Annotated in this window: 23 protein-coding genes and 2 tRNA genes; 14 read left to right on the forward strand and 11 right to left on the reverse strand. The window is 30.7% G+C overall.

The features are described 5' to 3' along the window. The first annotated feature begins 50 nt into the window (after positions 1 to 50). Positions 51 to 1,076: an RNA 3'-terminal phosphate cyclase gene (rtcA, locus tag ACW9XA_RS03160; RefSeq protein ID WP_457762959.1), complete on the forward strand. Its 1,026-nt coding sequence runs from the start codon at positions 51 to 53 to the stop codon at positions 1,074 to 1,076. On the opposite strand, the gene ACW9XA_RS03165 is transcribed toward rtcA, so the two are convergent. Next, positions 1,053 to 1,550, reverse strand: coding sequence for a CopD family protein (locus ACW9XA_RS03165; RefSeq protein ID WP_300323271.1), 498 nt, complete (start codon positions 1,548 to 1,550; stop codon positions 1,053 to 1,055). The genes rtcA and ACW9XA_RS03165 overlap by 24 nt on opposite strands. A 99-nt stretch (positions 1,551 to 1,649) precedes the next feature. Between ACW9XA_RS03165 and ACW9XA_RS03170 the strand changes: the two genes are divergently transcribed. Beyond that, positions 1,650 to 2,126, forward strand: coding sequence for a hypothetical protein (locus ACW9XA_RS03170; RefSeq protein ID WP_457762960.1), 477 nt, complete (start codon positions 1,650 to 1,652; stop codon positions 2,124 to 2,126). Positions 2,127 to 2,134: 8 nt separating this feature from the next. Here ACW9XA_RS03170 and ACW9XA_RS03175 read toward each other — a convergent pair. Continuing rightward, a tRNA-Val gene (locus tag ACW9XA_RS03175) sits at positions 2,135 to 2,208 on the reverse strand. Between the two features lie 69 nt (positions 2,209 to 2,277). Here ACW9XA_RS03175 and bluB point away from each other — a divergent pair. The 3 genes from bluB (at position 2,278) to ACW9XA_RS03190 (ending at position 3,688) form a co-directional block, all read left to right on the forward strand. Continuing rightward, positions 2,278 to 2,988, forward strand: coding sequence for a 5,6-dimethylbenzimidazole synthase (bluB, locus tag ACW9XA_RS03180; RefSeq protein WP_457762961.1), 711 nt, complete (start codon positions 2,278 to 2,280; stop codon positions 2,986 to 2,988). A 24-nt stretch (positions 2,989 to 3,012) separates the two neighbouring features. Beyond that, positions 3,013 to 3,105, forward strand: a tRNA-Arg gene (locus tag ACW9XA_RS03185). Between the two features lie 52 nt (positions 3,106 to 3,157). Next, positions 3,158 to 3,688, forward strand: a complete 531-nt coding sequence (locus ACW9XA_RS03190) for an NADPH-dependent FMN reductase (RefSeq protein WP_457762962.1) — start codon at positions 3,158 to 3,160, stop codon at positions 3,686 to 3,688. A 566-nt stretch (positions 3,689 to 4,254) separates the two neighbouring features. Here the strand turns inward: ACW9XA_RS03190 and ACW9XA_RS03195 are convergent. Both ACW9XA_RS03195 and ACW9XA_RS03200 read right to left on the reverse strand, forming a co-directional pair. Next, positions 4,255 to 4,728 (reverse strand): hypothetical protein, encoded by a 474-nt coding sequence (locus ACW9XA_RS03195; RefSeq protein WP_457762963.1) that lies wholly within the window; start codon positions 4,726 to 4,728, stop codon positions 4,255 to 4,257. A gap of 82 nt (positions 4,729 to 4,810) precedes the next feature. Continuing rightward, positions 4,811 to 5,041, reverse strand: coding sequence for a hypothetical protein (locus tag ACW9XA_RS03200; protein WP_457762964.1), 231 nt, complete (start codon positions 5,039 to 5,041; stop codon positions 4,811 to 4,813). A 246-nt stretch (positions 5,042 to 5,287) separates the two neighbouring features. On the opposite strand from ACW9XA_RS03200, the gene ACW9XA_RS03205 reads away from it, so the two are divergent. Next, a complete protein-coding gene (locus ACW9XA_RS03205; protein WP_457762965.1) occupies positions 5,288 to 5,764 on the forward strand; it encodes a peptidylprolyl isomerase in 477 nt (158 codons plus the stop codon). A gap of 36 nt (positions 5,765 to 5,800) precedes the next feature. Next, the gene (locus ACW9XA_RS03210; protein WP_457762966.1) at positions 5,801 to 6,661 is read left to right on the forward strand and encodes a hypothetical protein; all 861 of its coding nucleotides are present in this window, start codon (positions 5,801 to 5,803) and stop codon (positions 6,659 to 6,661) included. Here the strand turns inward: ACW9XA_RS03210 and ACW9XA_RS03215 are convergent. Then, positions 6,648 to 6,803, reverse strand: a complete 156-nt coding sequence (locus ACW9XA_RS03215; RefSeq protein WP_457762967.1) for a hypothetical protein — start codon at positions 6,801 to 6,803, stop codon at positions 6,648 to 6,650. The two genes, ACW9XA_RS03210 and ACW9XA_RS03215, sit on opposite strands and share 14 nt — an antisense overlap. A gap of 48 nt (positions 6,804 to 6,851) precedes the next feature. On the opposite strand from ACW9XA_RS03215, the gene ACW9XA_RS03220 reads away from it, so the two are divergent. Then, the gene (locus ACW9XA_RS03220) at positions 6,852 to 7,043 is read left to right on the forward strand and encodes a hypothetical protein (RefSeq protein WP_457762968.1); all 192 of its coding nucleotides are present in this window, start codon (positions 6,852 to 6,854) and stop codon (positions 7,041 to 7,043) included. On the opposite strand, the gene ACW9XA_RS03225 is transcribed toward ACW9XA_RS03220, so the two are convergent. Next, positions 7,036 to 7,524 (reverse strand): hypothetical protein, encoded by a 489-nt coding sequence (locus ACW9XA_RS03225; RefSeq protein ID WP_457762969.1) that lies wholly within the window; start codon positions 7,522 to 7,524, stop codon positions 7,036 to 7,038. The two genes, ACW9XA_RS03220 and ACW9XA_RS03225, sit on opposite strands and share 8 nt — an antisense overlap. A 131-nt stretch (positions 7,525 to 7,655) precedes the next feature. Here ACW9XA_RS03225 and ACW9XA_RS03230 point away from each other — a divergent pair, with 131 nt between their 5' ends. From ACW9XA_RS03230 to ACW9XA_RS03240, 3 genes are read left to right on the forward strand one after another with little or no spacing between them, the layout of a single operon-like run. Then, entirely contained in the window at positions 7,656 to 8,105 is a 450-nt protein-coding gene (locus ACW9XA_RS03230) for a hypothetical protein (protein ID WP_457762970.1), read from the forward strand. Between the two features lie 11 nt (positions 8,106 to 8,116). After that, positions 8,117 to 9,010, forward strand: a complete 894-nt coding sequence (locus ACW9XA_RS03235; protein WP_457762971.1) for a PfkB family carbohydrate kinase — start codon at positions 8,117 to 8,119, stop codon at positions 9,008 to 9,010. A 39-nt stretch (positions 9,011 to 9,049) separates the two neighbouring features. Continuing rightward, positions 9,050 to 9,400 (forward strand): dUTPase, encoded by a 351-nt coding sequence (locus ACW9XA_RS03240; RefSeq protein WP_457762972.1) that lies wholly within the window; start codon positions 9,050 to 9,052, stop codon positions 9,398 to 9,400. Here the strand turns inward: ACW9XA_RS03240 and ACW9XA_RS03245 are convergent. Both ACW9XA_RS03245 and ACW9XA_RS03250 read right to left on the reverse strand, forming a co-directional pair. After that, a complete protein-coding gene (locus ACW9XA_RS03245; RefSeq protein ID WP_457762973.1) occupies positions 9,397 to 9,873 on the reverse strand; it encodes a tetrahydromethanopterin S-methyltransferase subunit A in 477 nt (158 codons plus the stop codon). The genes ACW9XA_RS03240 and ACW9XA_RS03245 overlap by 4 nt on opposite strands. Beyond that, positions 9,870 to 10,952, reverse strand: a complete 1,083-nt coding sequence (locus tag ACW9XA_RS03250; protein WP_457762974.1) for a DegT/DnrJ/EryC1/StrS family aminotransferase — start codon at positions 10,950 to 10,952, stop codon at positions 9,870 to 9,872. Before ACW9XA_RS03250 ends, ACW9XA_RS03245 begins: the two co-directional genes overlap by 4 nt. An 82-nt stretch (positions 10,953 to 11,034) precedes the next feature. Between ACW9XA_RS03250 and ACW9XA_RS03255 the strand changes: the two genes are divergently transcribed. Together ACW9XA_RS03255 and ACW9XA_RS03260 are read left to right on the forward strand one after the other, a co-directional pair. Beyond that, positions 11,035 to 11,607 carry a hypothetical protein gene (locus ACW9XA_RS03255; protein ID WP_457762975.1) on the forward strand — a complete coding sequence of 191 codons (573 nt, stop codon included), beginning with the start codon at positions 11,035 to 11,037 and terminating at the stop codon, positions 11,605 to 11,607. Between the two features lie 67 nt (positions 11,608 to 11,674). Continuing rightward, entirely contained in the window at positions 11,675 to 11,863 is a 189-nt protein-coding gene (locus ACW9XA_RS03260; protein ID WP_457762976.1) for a C2H2-type zinc finger protein, read from the forward strand. A 3-nt stretch (positions 11,864 to 11,866) separates the two neighbouring features. Here the strand turns inward: ACW9XA_RS03260 and ACW9XA_RS03265 are convergent, their stop codons facing one another. Next, positions 11,867 to 12,076, reverse strand: a complete 210-nt coding sequence (locus ACW9XA_RS03265; RefSeq protein WP_457762977.1) for a hypothetical protein — start codon at positions 12,074 to 12,076, stop codon at positions 11,867 to 11,869. A 94-nt stretch (positions 12,077 to 12,170) separates the two neighbouring features. On the opposite strand from ACW9XA_RS03265, the gene ACW9XA_RS03270 reads away from it, so the two are divergent. Then, positions 12,171 to 13,217 (forward strand): tyrosine--tRNA ligase, encoded by a 1,047-nt coding sequence (locus tag ACW9XA_RS03270; RefSeq protein ID WP_457762978.1) that lies wholly within the window; start codon positions 12,171 to 12,173, stop codon positions 13,215 to 13,217. Here ACW9XA_RS03270 and cobJ read toward each other — a convergent pair. Together cobJ and ACW9XA_RS03280 are read right to left on the reverse strand one after the other, a co-directional pair. After that, positions 13,214 to 14,008, reverse strand: a complete 795-nt coding sequence (cobJ, locus tag ACW9XA_RS03275; RefSeq protein ID WP_457762979.1) for a precorrin-3B C(17)-methyltransferase — start codon at positions 14,006 to 14,008, stop codon at positions 13,214 to 13,216. The two genes, ACW9XA_RS03270 and cobJ, sit on opposite strands and share 4 nt — an antisense overlap. 47 nt (positions 14,009 to 14,055) lie before the next feature. Further along, positions 14,056 to 15,516, reverse strand: coding sequence for a DUF7482 domain-containing protein (locus tag ACW9XA_RS03280; RefSeq protein ID WP_457762980.1), 1,461 nt, complete (start codon positions 15,514 to 15,516; stop codon positions 14,056 to 14,058). Between the last annotated feature and the right edge of the window lie 23 nt (positions 15,517 to 15,539).

The following is a 15,539-nucleotide window of genomic DNA, read 5'->3' on the forward strand; positions in this document are numbered from 1 at the left end:
AAAATTTCTTTTTAAAAAACTATCATAAAGAGTAGGTATTGGAGGAAAATATGAATTTTTTAAAAATTAATGGAGCACATGGTGAAGGTGGAGGACAAATAATTCGTTCAGCAATTTCACTTTCATGTATTACAAAACAACCAATACATATAGAAAATATTAGAAAGAATAGAAAAATTTCTGGATTAAAACCACAACATCTTACAGCAATTACTTTACTTCAAAAAATTGCAAATGCAACAGTGATTGGAGCAGATGTAGGATCAACAGAATTGAAATTTATTCCAGGTAATATTGAAAATCTAGATTTACAAGAAGATGTAGGAACTGCTGGAAGTATTCCATTAATTTTACAAGTTTTGATTCCAGTAGTTGCAGTTTCGAAAAAAAAACTAAATTTGAAAATTAAAGGAGGTACAGATGTTCTTTGGAGTCCAACAATTGATTATACTCAATATGTTCTAAGAGATGCATATTCAAGAATGGGAATAAAATTTTCATTTGAATTATGTAAACGTGGTTATTATCCAAAAGGGGGTGGAAAAATTAATTTACAAATTAATCCATCTAATGTTAAACCAATATTATTTTCAAAAAGAAAAACAAATAATGTAAAATTAATTTGTACATATTCAAAACTAATAAGAGAGGAAATTGAAAATGGAGTAAAAGAAATAGTAAAGAAATTAACTACCGCAAATTTTATTGTGGATGTAGAAATTAAATCAGAAGAAGCATTAGATTTAGGAGCATCATTGTTAATCTATAGTACGGATGATAAATCAGTAATAGGATTGGATGGATTGTATAATAATAAAACACATAATTTTGATTTGAATATTAAGAAATTTATTGAAAGTTATTCTATAGATGATAATTTGGCAGATATGATAGTAGTTCCTGCAAGTTTAGCTAATGGAAAAACAATTTTCCAAGTAAGAGAAATTACAAAACATTTGGAGACAAATTTGTTTGTTACATCAAAAATTACAGGTTGTAAATATGGAATTGGGAAAACAAGTTATGGGTATGATGTAATTATTGAGGGAATTTCAGACTCCAGCATCAAGCAATGAGGCAAAAAAGAGAATTGCAACCGACAAAACTACTGTAATTTCTCCTAGTATGATAATTTTTTTTCTTAATTTTTGAATTTCCGGTTCTGACATTTGATTAGACATGATTTTTTCTTCTATATCTTTACGTATCACTCTTACATGAATAACATATGTAACAATTAATGCAATTACAAGAATGATTTTGATGATTAAAAATACGCCATAACTTGTGGAAACAAGAAGATCAGGTTTGCTGAGTAATACATGTGAAGTATACAATCCTGTGATCATTAGAATAATCAATGATGGAACAGCAATTTTGTTAAATCGTCTTCCAACACGAATCATTATTTGCATCCTTTCTTCAATAGAATTTGTCATTGTTTTCAAAAGAGGAGAAAATACAATTCCAATGAATAAAGAACCGCCTACCCATATTGCAGCTGCAACAAGATGAATCCAAGTGATAATTGCTTGTTCTATTGCAGTCATAGCTTATGGTGTTTTAAATCAAATATTATGTATTTGGATTTTGACAACCTTTTTTAGTTGTACAACTCTCAAATCAATAAAATGGCACTTCAGAGTAAGATGACAGTTTATCTAGCAATAGCTGGAGTGTTTGCTTTAATGGGCGGAATTATTTATTATGCAAGTTTAGACAACGTAGGACTGGAACTAGTTGAAATTGAATTAACAAATGTAAAATTAAAAGAAATTAACACAGTAAACAATCAAGCAAAATTTGATGTTACATTTCTAGTAAAGAATCCAAGTGACAAGACCTTGACAGTTTCACAAATTGATTATCAATTGTATGGAGATGGAAAATTATTAGGCAAAGGTATCTATTCCACAGCAGATATTGCCCTTCCAGGAAGAGCATTATTTTATTCAGGGGCTGAAATTCCTTTAAAAAATATATTTGTACTAAGTAAATCTGAAACAAATTCAGAACTTTATGAAGATGCAATAAATGAGAGATTCGTTAGTTTTTCTGCTGAAGGAAAAATTACTACACAGACTTCGTGGAGTGAAACTGATAAAGATTTCAAGACAGGTTATTAATTAAAAAGTGGGCCTAATGAGATTCGAACTCATGATCACCGCCATGTCGAGGCGGTATCCTAACCAGCTAGACTACAGGCCCATTGAAAAATAAATCAAATAATTGACATTATTAACGTTTAACAAAAGAAAGAAAGAAGGTAGAAAATAGATGACAGAGAATTTTACTGATGAAGAAAAAAGAGGCTTCTATAAGGCGATTTATTCAAGAAGAGATGTAAGATCTCACTTTACCTCAAAACCAATAGAGGATGATATTTTATCAAAAATTCTCAATGCTGCACATCATGCACCATCAGTGGGATTTTCTCAACCATGGAATTTTATTTTGATAAAAAATCCTGATACAAAAAGGAAAATAAAAGAATCGTTTGAGAAAGAAAAAAATCGTTCATCACAACTAGTTGAAGAACCAAAAAGATCAAAATATCTTTCATTTAAGTTAGAAGGAATTTTGGAATCTCCAATCAATCTTTGCGTTACATATGATCCTACGAAATTTGGACCATTTGTGATTGGTAGATCAAGTATTCCAGAAGCTGGTCTCTATAGTGTATGTTGTGCAATTCAGAATTTATGGCTGTCAGCTAGAACAGAAGGAGTAGGTCTTGGATGGGTAAGTATTCTATCAAATGAAACATTAAAAGAAACTTTAGACTTACCAGAGCATGTAATTCCTGTAGCATACTTGTGTTTAGGATATGTTGATGAGTTTGCTGAAAAACCTGATCTTGAAACTAAAGGTTGGTTACCAAGATTAGAATTGAAAGATGTTGTATTTTTTGAAAAATGGAATGATAAAGAAAACAAAGATTGGGAAAAAATTCAAAACCTGATCAAAGAGAATCTTGATTACGCTTAAATAATTAAGAATGTTTTTTTTGCTGGGCTTGTAGCGCAGAGTCAATTTGACGCGCAACATGGATAGCGCAGTAGCCTCCTAAGTTACAGGTCGAGGGATCGAAGCCCTCCAAGCCCGTTTAAGTTTAAAATTTTTAGAAATTTAAATACAAAGACAAACGGTTGATGTTATGAAAATTGTAGTTATCTCTGGAAGTCCAAGAAAGAATGCAAATACACAAGTGTTAATGAAATATGTTTTTGAATATACTAAATCAAAACATCAAGAGACAAAATTTATCAATCTTTCAGAAGGTCAAATTGAATACTATAGAGGCCCAGACATACAATATAATGAAACAACAAAAACTGCTGCAAGAGATATTATGGATGCAGATGTATGGTTAATAGGATCACCAATTTATAATTCATTTTTTAGTTCAGCATTAAAAAATCTGTTTGAATATATTGATTATAAAAAAACTCCAGGAAAGGTTGCGGGAATCACAATCTTGGCTGCTGGAAATATTGGTTTTACTAATGTTCAAACATTGATCACACAATTATTGTCATATTTTAGAGTAATAACAAATCCTAAAGCCGTGTTTCTAACCACTGAATCTGTATCAGAAAATTCTATTACAGATGATGATACTCGAAATAGATTAAAAGAAATGGTAGATGAGACATTAGAGATTGCTTCCAGATTACATCAAAATTAATTCAATTATAATTTAGTATTTTATATGATAACCATATCTAGTTTAATCTCAATTTTCCTTGATCAAGCCAAGTACTGTAAATTTATTCAAAAATTATTGTCATTTTCTATAGTATACAATACATGATTTTTCAAACTCAAATATATCATTACAAAAAAATGGATTATGGTTTTGCATAATTATTAATGAATTCTTTTCAAAATTTATTATATATTTGAGATATATTTAGAGAATCAATTGATATGAAATCAATTATCTAAAATTATAATAATTAATTCAGTAAGAAAATAAAATGTAAAAAGTTGTCAAATAATAATTGATATGTTTTCAACAAAATGTTTCACATTAAAAATCATGTTACTAATTCGGAATTAAAGATTTGTTACGATTTATTATTGTTTAATGTGTAAAAGTCAAATACTAACATCAAATAGAACTTGTATTAATGAGTGTAAAAAAAGATCCTACTGAATTATGTTCATGTAAATGCCATTTTGGTGGAGCTGTTAGTTGTCCAAGTTGTAAAAATAATCATGGAGAAATTTGTTGTAACTGTAAAGATTAGATTATTTACTCTTGGTTTTTTTTCCAGAAGCCAACATTTTGAGATTAGCTAGTTCAGTTTTTAGCGATTCGATTTGTACAAGAGTTTCAAGATTAGAAATTTCTTGATTTAATCTTTCAATCTCGCTATCTTTGAGTTTGACTGATTCTTTTACGTTGTTTAATTCAAGTAACAATTCATCTTGAATATGTTCAATTTCTAAAAGATTTACTTGTGAAGTTGACGTAGTTTGAATAGTTTGAGTATTACTCAAGCTTTTTTTTTCAGAGTGTGATGGAGCATGTTTATGCATGTAATCAGTACTCTTCTGGGAGATCCAGCAAGTAAAAGTCAAGAACCATGTTATTGGTACTGCCATAATGAAGACGAAGTTTAGTATAGGTGCAAAGTCAACAAAGTATGGCCATAATGCTGTCAATATAGCTGCAAATACTCCAGTTACGATTGTTGCTAAATGGTTACCCAAGTATCCCATAATTATTTGAAAATTTCATTATTTATAACAGTAATGCTAAAAATCAGAAAATAATATAATTAAAAAGAAAAAAGAGCCGAGTTTATTCGTCTTCTTCAGGGATAGTAGTTGCTTTTGGCATATCAGATTGTAAGATTTGGATTTTTTGCAATAGTTCGGTTCTTAGATCTCTTGCAACTCTTCTTACGGTTGGTCTTGGAACACCAAGTTCATCAACGACTTTGGTGTAGATATCCTGCTTGTCGGTTACCCCTTTGTCAAGATAAGAATTAATCGCTTCTTTAATTATCGTGCTTTGGTTTGTACGATTCAACGAATTCTAAATTTTAATTGTTCTATATAAGACTATAACTTTTGAAATTTCAAAATTGTTACATCTTACCCATTCAGATTTTTTATATAATTACGAATCAGAAATATCTATAGTCTACAACAATAAATTTTCTAACGAAAAACGTACTAATCATTATGAATTTTTCAATATTGTTAAGATATCTGAAGTAATATTCAAAACTAAATTCGCAAAAGACTATTAAGATGTGTTTGCGGATTTATCCTATTGGCTACAGTAAATATTGAAACTAATTTGGGAAACATTTCATTTAAACTTCTTCCTGAATTAGCTCCAGAAACTGTAAGAAATTTTCAGAAATTAGCTAAAGATGGATTTTATGATGGGACACTTTTTCATAGAGTTATTCCAGGATTTATGATTCAGGGAGGCGATCCTAATACAAAGACAGATAACAAAGGTTCATGGGGAATGGGTGGGCCGGGATATAGTATCAAGGCTGAATTTAATTCGAGATCACATTTGCGAGGCATAGTTTCTATGGCTAGATCACAAGATCCAGATAGTGCAGGTTCACAATTTTTCATTGTTACTTCTGATAGTGTATTTCTAGATAGGCAATATACGGTATTTGGAGAAGTAACCCAAGGAATGGATGTTGCAGATAAAATTGTTAATCTAGATAGAGATGGTAATGATTGTCCATTAGAAAAAGCAACAATGATTCATGTTACTGTGGAATAAATGAATACAAAGATTTGTAGTCTTTTAGTGATTTTAATGATTATATCATTAATTCCACTTGCAGATGCTCAGATTTCAATTGGTGAAAAAGCTAGGCAAGAATTAGTTGAGATTTCGATTTCTCAAGAGGGAAAGGTTCATGTCAAACACATAACCCGTGCATCAAATTTGCCAGTAGATCTTGAATTGATTTCTGGTACTGTTTCAAATATTTCAGTATTAAATAGTCAAGGAGAAGAAGAGCTTTTTTCTACAAATGCAGATAACACCATATTATTACTTCAACCATCAAGTGAGAAATTGATTATAGAATACGAACTTGAAGATGCACTTTCTAAGATAGATGATGTATGGACATGGAATTTTAGATATCTTGAAAAAACATCTTTTATTATTTCAGAAAGAGTTGATCTAATTTTTGTTAATGAGAGACCAGTTTATCTAGATGATAAAAAAGGATTTGTTTGTCATGGATGTCAAATGATTTTGGAATATTCAACAGATGAACCAAAAAATATAGAATATGTAAATTGGGAAAATATGAAATTTGCAGTTGAGGTTAAGACATTGGCAGAAATAGATGATTTTAATTTTAGCCAACATAATAAAGAAATTAGTTTTGAAATAAATAACGAAAATAGATTTGTTACAACTATAGTACCTCTAGAATTATTGTGGGGACCATATGAAGTATTTTTGAATGATGAGAAAATTTTTTTCCAGGAATACATCAATAATGGAACACATGTTTGGATTAACATGAAACCAGATACTACAGGTAAAATAACAATTATTGGTACAACTGTAATACCTGAATTTCCAATATTTGCACCTATGGCTATTGGGTTTTTGATGATAATGATTATTCCTTTAGTAAGAAAATTTAGTCTCCGCTAGAACCACAAGAACAAAAACCATATTCATCAATCCTGACGTTACAAATAACACATTTTTCACCATAATCTACTTCCCATGGTTCCTTGCCAAAGAGTCTGAAATGATCATCGATTTCTATTGGTATCTCTCTTTTCTTTTCCAATGATTTGTATAGTCAATTCATGTATACATACATTGTCGGAGAATAGTCATGAAAATTGAATGTGGTTGTCATTGTATAAAGTGTAAAAGTACAGATCTAGAATCAAATAGAATTGGAGAAATTGAAGAAGATGGATATTATGACATGCATCACACATGTAAAAAATGTGATACACATTTTGATCATTTAGACGGAGAAATTTTTCTTATTTGTGAAAAGTGTGCTTATTCTTCTAGTTAGTCACTAATGATTGTTGAACAAAATAATGAGTTCTATTTTCTTCAGAGTTTTTCAAGATTTCTTTATTAGATGCCATTTTTGCTAATGCTTTTGATACATCTAAAGGACTAGTAGCCCAGCCATACTCTCTAAGTTGTTGAACAGTTTCAGTAACCGTTCTAGGAGAATCAAAGAACCTACTTGTTTCTAAAATTCGTAATTTTGATTTGATTTCATGTGGAGCTATGTATTTTGGTTCGTTGAATTCTGGTTCGTAAGCTTCGGCATCATCAAGGTATTCTAAACCGAATGGAACTTCTGATTGTTCTACGTAAGTGGGTTTTTGAGTATCTTCAGTTTCATATACTATTTTTGCCTGACTTTCAGGTAAATGATTAGAAATATCATCAATGATTTCACCTAATGTTTGATTATCAACATAGAAATCTCTAGAATCAACCTCAATTTCGTTTTCGCCTATTTTCAGTTTAATTCTAGCCAATGCTAAATTATCGTATAATTTTGATTTATTCTGTTAGCTCTAAGGAGGTTTAAGATTAGATCAAAACTTTTACACAATTTATTGGGATTTTTTTCGTTTTTGATTAAAATGTAAATTTGTTAAAATTAGTCATGAAATCATCTAAAAAAGCAGGAATTATTGTTTTATTTGTATTAGCTGTTAGTATTTTTGGTTATTCACAATATGCATTTGTTTCAAAAATAGGAGTAAGTATTAGTCAAAGTGAATTATTAAGTGAGGATGAAAAAGGATCAAACTATAATGTAGAATTGAGATTTGAAAACCCTTCATTGTTGATTTTAACAGCTGGAGAGACTGAATTTTTTGTAATTTCTAATGATGAAATTATTGGAAAGGGTAACTTGGAATCATTTACTTTACAACCATTAGATAGTAGTTATGTCAAAGGTACATTCCATACAGATGCAAATTCAGATGAATCCAAATCAATTAGAATTTCAGGTATAACAAAATATGATATGATGGTTACATCAATTGATGTTCCATTTGTGTACTATCCAACAGAAGAACAAGCAAGAGAATTTATACATCAAAATTAATTTTTCATTTAATGCTTACTGTTTTTGGATCTACAGCATTAGATACCATTAGAACTCCAAAAAAAACACTAAAGAATGTTTTAGGTGGAGCTGCTACATTTGCAGCTATTTCAGCTAGTAATTTTGTAGATACAGGATTAATTGCAGTAGTTGGAAAAGATTTTCCCAAATCACATCATAAAATTTTATCTGAATATCTAGATTTGCAAGGATTGACTATCAAGGAAGGTAAAACATTTCGTTATGATGGAAAATATGACAATACACTAAGTACAAGATCAACTTTAAAAACTGAACTAAATGTACTTGAAAATTTTAAAGCAACAGTGCCAGAAGCTTATAAAAAATCTCAGTTTGTATATCTTGCAAACAATGATCCAGAGCAAAATACCAAATTGATTAAAGAATTTGATAAAGTGAAATTTTCTATGTGTGATACAATTGATTTTTGGATATCCACTAAACGTGATGCAGTGATAAAAATGATCAAGGCAGTTGATGCAGTTGTAATTAATGATGAGGAAGCTAAACTTCTAACAAAAGAATTCAATTTGATAAAATGTGCTAAAAAAATGATGCAGTGGGGGGCAAAATACGTTATAATTAAGAAAGGAGAACATGGTTCGTTGATGTTTTATGATGATGTAATTTTTCCAACTGCAGGATTTTCATTAGAGGATGTAGTAGATCCAACTGGAGCAGGAGATTCTTTTGCAGGAGCAATGATAGGATATCTTGCAAGTAAAAAATCTACAAAATTATCAGATATTAAAAAAGCTGTAGTGTATGGAAATGTTTTAGGTTCATTTGCAGTTGAAAAATATGGTTTGGATGGATTGTTAAAAATTAAAAATGCGGACATTACAAAACGTGTCAAAATTTATGAAAAGATGATTAGGTTCTAAAAAGACTTAAGTTCGATAATTTATCAAATCAATTTATCATTGTCACATACAACGTCAGAAAAAGATCGACTAGAAACAATTTTCAAACTTCAAAAAGGTCTTTCAGAAATGATGAAGTTGGATAGATATCCAAAAGATTCTGAAGGAAGAATTTCTGCTTTATGTACGGCCATTATGCATGAGGCAGTTGAATTGCAACGCACAACAAACTGGAAATGGTGGAAAACTCCAGTTGAATTTGATGAAGCAGAAGCAAGAGAAGAGTTAATCGATATTTGGCATTTTGTTGTACAAGCATCATTAGAATTGAAATTAACTCCTGATGATATTTTAGAAGAATACAAAAAGAAAAATGAAATCAATCGTGAAAGACAGAGAAATGGATATTAAAAAATTTGGGATTTTTTTAAAATTAATTCAAATCTAGTTTCATTGATCAAATTTACAAGATTTACATTTTGTTGAAAATATCTGATTTCTGATTTTGACACTGTTAGATATGGATCAGGACTAGTGGAATTAATTATTCGATTTTTTTGATCAATTCCATTTTTGTGTAATTCAAATAAAGAATGACCAGATTTATGCCCCCAAACCTCTTTTCCACAAACAATGATTGTGTTTATTTGAGGATTTTTGTTAACATGTTTGATTATGGAATCAATCCCTTTATTTTCAGAAAGTAGTCGTCCCACAATCGATATTTTGTTTAGAATTTCAGAATTTGCAAAGTTTTTGAGTAAATTCATGCTTGAAAGTGTACAAACTGCTATTGTGGAATTTGGATTTCCAAGATAATATTCCTCATGAATTGGTAAAAATACCTTACAAAGTTCTCCAATTACTTCACCTATAGCATTCACAGAGTATCACGAATAGTTTTAGCAATAAATTCAATGTTTTTTTGAGTAACTTTTGGATGAATTGGTAATGAAAGGACATGTGATGATGCCCAATCAGTAACAGGAAGTTTTGTATCAAGTTTGTAAAATGGTGTCTTGTGAACAGGTGTAGGATAATATGATGCAGCACCTATTCCTTTTTCATTTAGTTTTTTCAAAAGTTTATCACGTTTCTCAAGGGCAATTGTGTAAAGATACCAATTTACATTTTCATTTTTTCGTTGATGAGGTAATGTAATTTTAAGATCAGAAAGCAATCTTGTTAGCAATTCGGCATTTTGTTTTCTGATTTTTAAAAAGTTAGGAAGTTTTTTCATTTGTACAGTTGCAATTGCAGCATTAATTTCGGGTAATCTTAAATTTAATCCAAATATCTTAGTATCATACCCATGAATCATTCCGTGATTTCTAATCATCAATAATCTATCTTTGAGTTTTTTATTATCAGTCACAACAAACCCACCTTCACCTGCTGTCATCACCTTTGCAGGATACATGCTGTAACATCCCATTTCAAAAAAAGTACCAGAATGTTTTCCTTTATACATACTACCTAAAGATTGAGCAGAATCTTCAATTATTGGAATATTATATTTTTTAGAAATTTCATTTAATCTATCTACATCAGCCATATTTCCATAAAGATGAACAGGAATAATTGCACGGGTTTTTTTTGTAATTTTTTTTTCTAGTTCATCTGGATCAATAGTATAATTTTCTTTCAAAATATCAACAAAAATAGGTTTTGCTCCAGTTGAAATAACTGCATTTGCAGTTGCTACAAATGTAAACGAAGGGACTAAAACTTCATCTCCATTTTTTATATCCAATGCATAAAGTGCAGCCTGCAAAGCAGAAGTCCCAGAATTTACTGCAACTGCATATTTTGATTTTACAAAAGATGATACAGATTTTTCAAAATTTTGCACATGCTTTCCACCTTGATTTGAAGCTGATGTTAAAGCACCATTTTTTAGAATAGATGTAACTGCAGATATTTCTTCTTTGCCTATTAGAGGAACGTTAATTGGAATTTTCAACGTTATTTCTGTTAATAACTAGTCTATAAATTTCAATAATGAAACATGAATTTTTATATTTCAAAATTTGGCAAATCGCATAATGAAACCACGACATCTTGAAAAATCAGATACAGGTTACAAAGTTTATCTGTATATTTTCTATATTTGTGGATTCATAATGGCATCATCGCTGGTTTTTGGGGTATATGTTACCATGATAGAATGGATTGAAAATGGAACTTATGTTATGGGTGAGGCAATTCACAATACAACTATTCCGTTTGAAAATTTTGCAAGAGTGACAACTTGGATATTTTTCTCTACAATCATTGGATGGTATTGTGTTTCAAGAATTGGATGGAAAAGAACCGCAGGAAATAAAATTGTAGGTGCAAAAATGGCATTATTACAACTGATGTTACTAGGTTTTGCAATAATCACTTTGTTCGAGGTATTGTACAATTCTACAGTATTAACTGCTCAAATCTCTGGAGGAATTGTTGATGGAGTACTTCCTGATATTGACAGATTATCAATTGCATACCCAGATCCTGAACGTCCATGGAATACAATTTTTGCTATCAAAATGTTTCTTGCAGCATTCATAATTAGTGCTCATGCATTCTATCTAAGCACAAAACCTAGAAAAACTCTAGATGAAACAGAAATTTGAATCAATAGTAAATTTTTAGGTAAATCTTACAAAAAAACTATTTCTAGTATGTTTAGATGTCTTTATCATGGGATTATTTGGTTCAAACAAAGATGAATTAAAATGTAAAAAGTGTGGAACGGTTCTTCCTGATTCTGAGAGATTAAAAAAACACCAAGAGAAAGCCCATAATAAGAAAAAGGAGAAATGCAGAGTATGTGGAACAGAATTTGATTATTCAGAAGATTTGCGAAAGCACAAAAAAAATTGCAAGTAAAAATTATTCAGATAATCCAGATTGATATTTTGGTTGTCGTTTGAGTGCTTTTTCAATTGCTTCTAAATTTGCAATTTCATTTTTAGAATTCATTGATAATGTTTGGATCATTTCTGAGCCTAATTGAACTGATTGTTCAGGTAATGTTTCCAAAAATTTCTTTAGAGCCTTTTTGTAATTTTCAATTAATTCCAATCCTTCTTCTAGAGTCATAAATAATAAAGAGATTATCCTATATTCAAAGCTTCCAAGTTCAAATTAAATTTTTGAATAACTTTATACGTTTATTCTCAAAAGTTGTTTTGATTTGGACATTATAGAAAAAGTAAATTTGATTCAAAGACCACCAACAGAAGAAATAGTAACACAGGAAGAATTAATTGAATTATTCAAAACAAATTCATCCCCAAATCACTATATTGGTTTAGAAATTTCTGGTTTTTTACATCTTGGCAGTCTAATAAGTACTGGATTCAAAATCAATGATTTTGTCAAGGCTGGTGTAAAATGTAAAATCTTTCTTGCTGATTGGCATACTCTGATAAATGACAAACTAGGTGGAGATTGGGAAACAATTGCAAAAGTCTCAAAATATTATCAAGATGCATTCAAATTAGTTTGTCCTGATGCTGAAATTGTATTAGGTTCAAAATTATATGAAGACAAAACAGAATACTGGTCTGATCTTGTTAAATTTACTAAACATATGTCAATTGCAAGAACAATGAGAACTTTAACAATAATGGGAAGATCAGAAGATGATAAAAAAATTGATGTTGCAAAGTTACTTTATCCTGCAATGCAAGCAGTTGATATTCATTCTTTAGATGTAGATATTGCACATGCTGGAATGGATCAAAGGAAAATCCACATGCTTGTAAGAGAAATTTTTCCAAAAATGAAATGGAAGGTTCCAGTTGCTGTTCATCATAAATTACTTCCAGGACTTTCAAAGCCTGTGGATTCAAACGACGATAAAATAGTGGGCAAAATGAGTAAATCAGATCCAAATTCAGGTATTTTTGTACATAATACTGATGATGAAATAAGGAAAAAAATCAGTAAGGCGTGGTGTGAAGAGGCAAATATAGAAAATAATCCACTATTAGAAATTTCAAAAACAGTAATTTTTCATGAATTTGATGAAATTAAAGTTGAAAGGCCAGAAAAATTTGGTGGTAATGTATCATATACAAATTACAAACAACTCGAAAAAGATTTTGTAGAAAAAAAATTACATCCAGGAGATTTGAAACAAACTGTTGGAAATTATTTAGTCAAGATCATTTCCCCTATCAGAGAAAAATTAAACCTAAATGATGAATTAAGCGAAGCAATCAAGAAAAGCTTTTAGACTTTGAGATTTGGATTGGTTTGTTCTTCTAAATTATATTTTGATTTGTAACCTCTTGGATTAATCATCAAATCTTTGTAAGTGTATGTTGATGAATTTCCAATTATTACGGTACAAGTCATGCCTAATTCATCTGAATGATTAGGTAGATTCTCTAAATCAGTCATTACAATAGTTTGAGATTCTCTAAATGCACCGTTAATTATTGCAACAGGAGTAGTGGGTTTTCTATATTTTAGAAGAACTTTTCGTGTATCTTGTAATTGATGTGTTCTTTTCTTACTTGCAGGATTGTAAATGACCATAACAAAATCACCTTGTGCTGCTGCCTCTACCCTTTTTGAGATTACTTCCCATGGAACTAACAAATCACTCATACTAACAACTGCAAAATCACTCATTAGTGGAGAACCAATAATTGATGCACATGAATTAAGTGCAGATACACCTGGGACAATTTCAACTTGAAGATCATCTTTAGGACTCCATCCAGATTCAGCAAGAGTTTCATAAATTAAACCAGCCATTCCATAAATTCCAGGATCACCACTTGAAACAAGTGAAACTATTTTTCCGGATTTAGCAAGATCAATACACTGATGAGCTCTTTCAACTTCTTGTGTCATAGCATAACGATGAACAGTTTTTCCTTCAATTAGATCTTGGACTAAATTTACATAAGTTTCATATCCTACAATTGTATCACTTTCACCGATCACTTGTTTTGCTCTAAATGTCATATGATCATGATGTCCGGGTCCGACACCAACAATGTAGAGTTTACCAGTCAATTTTAAAAGAAATTTTTTCTCAAGTAATTTATCCGTTTAGCGGTGCTCTATTGAAACGGATCAATAAATGGACAATTAACTATATGATCACTATTAGTTGGTCTTGCAATAGTTACTGATATCAAACCATCTGCACGAAATGAGTCAATATCTGACTTTGTTTCTAAGATTTTTGCAGAATTTGGATCATTCCATTCAACAAGGTAAATTCTCCACATTGGACTATAATTCTCATCATCAAGGGAAGCGCCAGCAATTCCTGCTTGAAAGCCTAATGGGCCAGAACCGATGATTCCATTTTTAAATTGGAAAAGATCAACTGCTCCTGAATGAGCTATAAGATTTGCAGATTTTGGTGATGAAACTACACCCATTGATTCAGCTGGTCCTGATGGTGTAGCATCAGTAACAATGTAGTAAATTGTTCTACCATCTGGTCCCCAACCTCTATGAGCCACAAAAGTTACAGACATTTCTTCTTCATTAATTTCTGTAATTTGACCACCGCTGTAAGACATTTCATCAGATATTTCTTTATCTGAACGAACTGTCATTTGTCCATCAGGCCAAACAATTTGAGGTGTATTTAGCACAATACCTGTTTCATTAAACTCAACTCTACCACCTTCTTCTGCTGCAATAACATCTGCTGCAGATTTAAATTCAATTTCTTTTTGGCCAATCTTCCATGTAACTTCGATAATAGAACTCAAAGCACTATATTTTGATTCTTGAGCAGGTGTACTGGAAAATACATCATTTTGAAAACCATAGATTCCATCACCTTTTACTCCATTTTTAAAAACAAATAATTTCTGAAGAGTGTTTTCTGGAACATTAGCAATTACAGGAGCATGTTCTACATTCCATTGTTGTTTTTCTGTAATTGTTTTAGCATAATCTTCATCACTTCCATCAGTTATGATATAAAGAACTTGATCTCCTTCATAGATTCCTTTGTGCATTGGGATTGTAGCTGGAACATTAGTTCTTGAGAGTAATTGTGATGGTTCTTTTTGTAATTCTAATTTTTGCATAATTACTTCAGTTGGTTGCCCTCTAATCCATCCATCTACACTAACAGTTGCGGTGAATTCTTTTGAATTTGGGGAATGTAATGCAAGTGCAGCACCTGTAAACTCAAATGAACCTGAACTTTTTTGTAAATCTACTAGAGATAAACCATAAATCGTTTTTCCATCTACAGTCCATATTGGCTGACCTTTTGATTCTTGAGAATTAATTTCATGTAGAATTACAATCTGTACAGGTTCGCTTGAAGTAAATGTCATAGAACCATCATATATTGTTCCCTCATTTGGAGACAAAACTAATGCCAATTGATGATTATTGTGTCCTTGACCTGGATCTTGAGAGGATGTTATGGTTTGAGTAAAATGAATTTTTTTCCTAGAACCTGCATCAACAAATTGATCAGACGTTGAGGAAACAAGAATTATACTAACTACAAAAATTGCAATGAATACCAGAGCTGGAAATTTTTTCAATAAATTATCTGAAGATTGTTCCC

This window comes from Candidatus Nitrosopumilus sp. bin_6a, assembly GCF_054095695.1.

Coding starts and splice junctions, on each gene's coding strand:
- rtcA (WP_457762959.1), top strand. CDS start 51: ATGAATTTTTTAAAAATTAATGGAGCACATGGTGAAGGTGGAGGACAA.
- ACW9XA_RS03220 (WP_457762968.1), top strand. CDS start 6,852: ATGAAAATTGAATGTGGTTGTCATTGTATAAAGTGTAAAAGTACAGAT.
- bluB (WP_457762961.1), top strand. CDS start 2,278: ATGACAGAGAATTTTACTGATGAAGAAAAAAGAGGCTTCTATAAGGCG.
- ACW9XA_RS03230 (WP_457762970.1), top strand. CDS start 7,656: ATGAAATCATCTAAAAAAGCAGGAATTATTGTTTTATTTGTATTAGCT.
- ACW9XA_RS03190 (WP_457762962.1), top strand. CDS start 3,158: ATGAAAATTGTAGTTATCTCTGGAAGTCCAAGAAAGAATGCAAATACA.
- ACW9XA_RS03265 (WP_457762977.1), bottom strand. CDS start 12,076: ATGACTCTAGAAGAAGGATTGGAATTAATTGAAAATTACAAAAAGGCT.
- ACW9XA_RS03170 (WP_457762960.1), top strand. CDS start 1,650: ATGACAGTTTATCTAGCAATAGCTGGAGTGTTTGCTTTAATGGGCGGA.
- ACW9XA_RS03255 (WP_457762975.1), top strand. CDS start 11,035: ATGAAACCACGACATCTTGAAAAATCAGATACAGGTTACAAAGTTTAT.
- ACW9XA_RS03235 (WP_457762971.1), top strand. CDS start 8,117: ATGCTTACTGTTTTTGGATCTACAGCATTAGATACCATTAGAACTCCA.
- ACW9XA_RS03210 (WP_457762966.1), top strand. CDS start 5,801: ATGATTATATCATTAATTCCACTTGCAGATGCTCAGATTTCAATTGGT.
- ACW9XA_RS03165 (WP_300323271.1), bottom strand. CDS start 1,550: ATGACTGCAATAGAACAAGCAATTATCACTTGGATTCATCTTGTTGCA.
- ACW9XA_RS03195 (WP_457762963.1), bottom strand. CDS start 4,728: ATGGGATACTTGGGTAACCATTTAGCAACAATCGTAACTGGAGTATTT.
- ACW9XA_RS03260 (WP_457762976.1), top strand. CDS start 11,675: ATGGGATTATTTGGTTCAAACAAAGATGAATTAAAATGTAAAAAGTGT.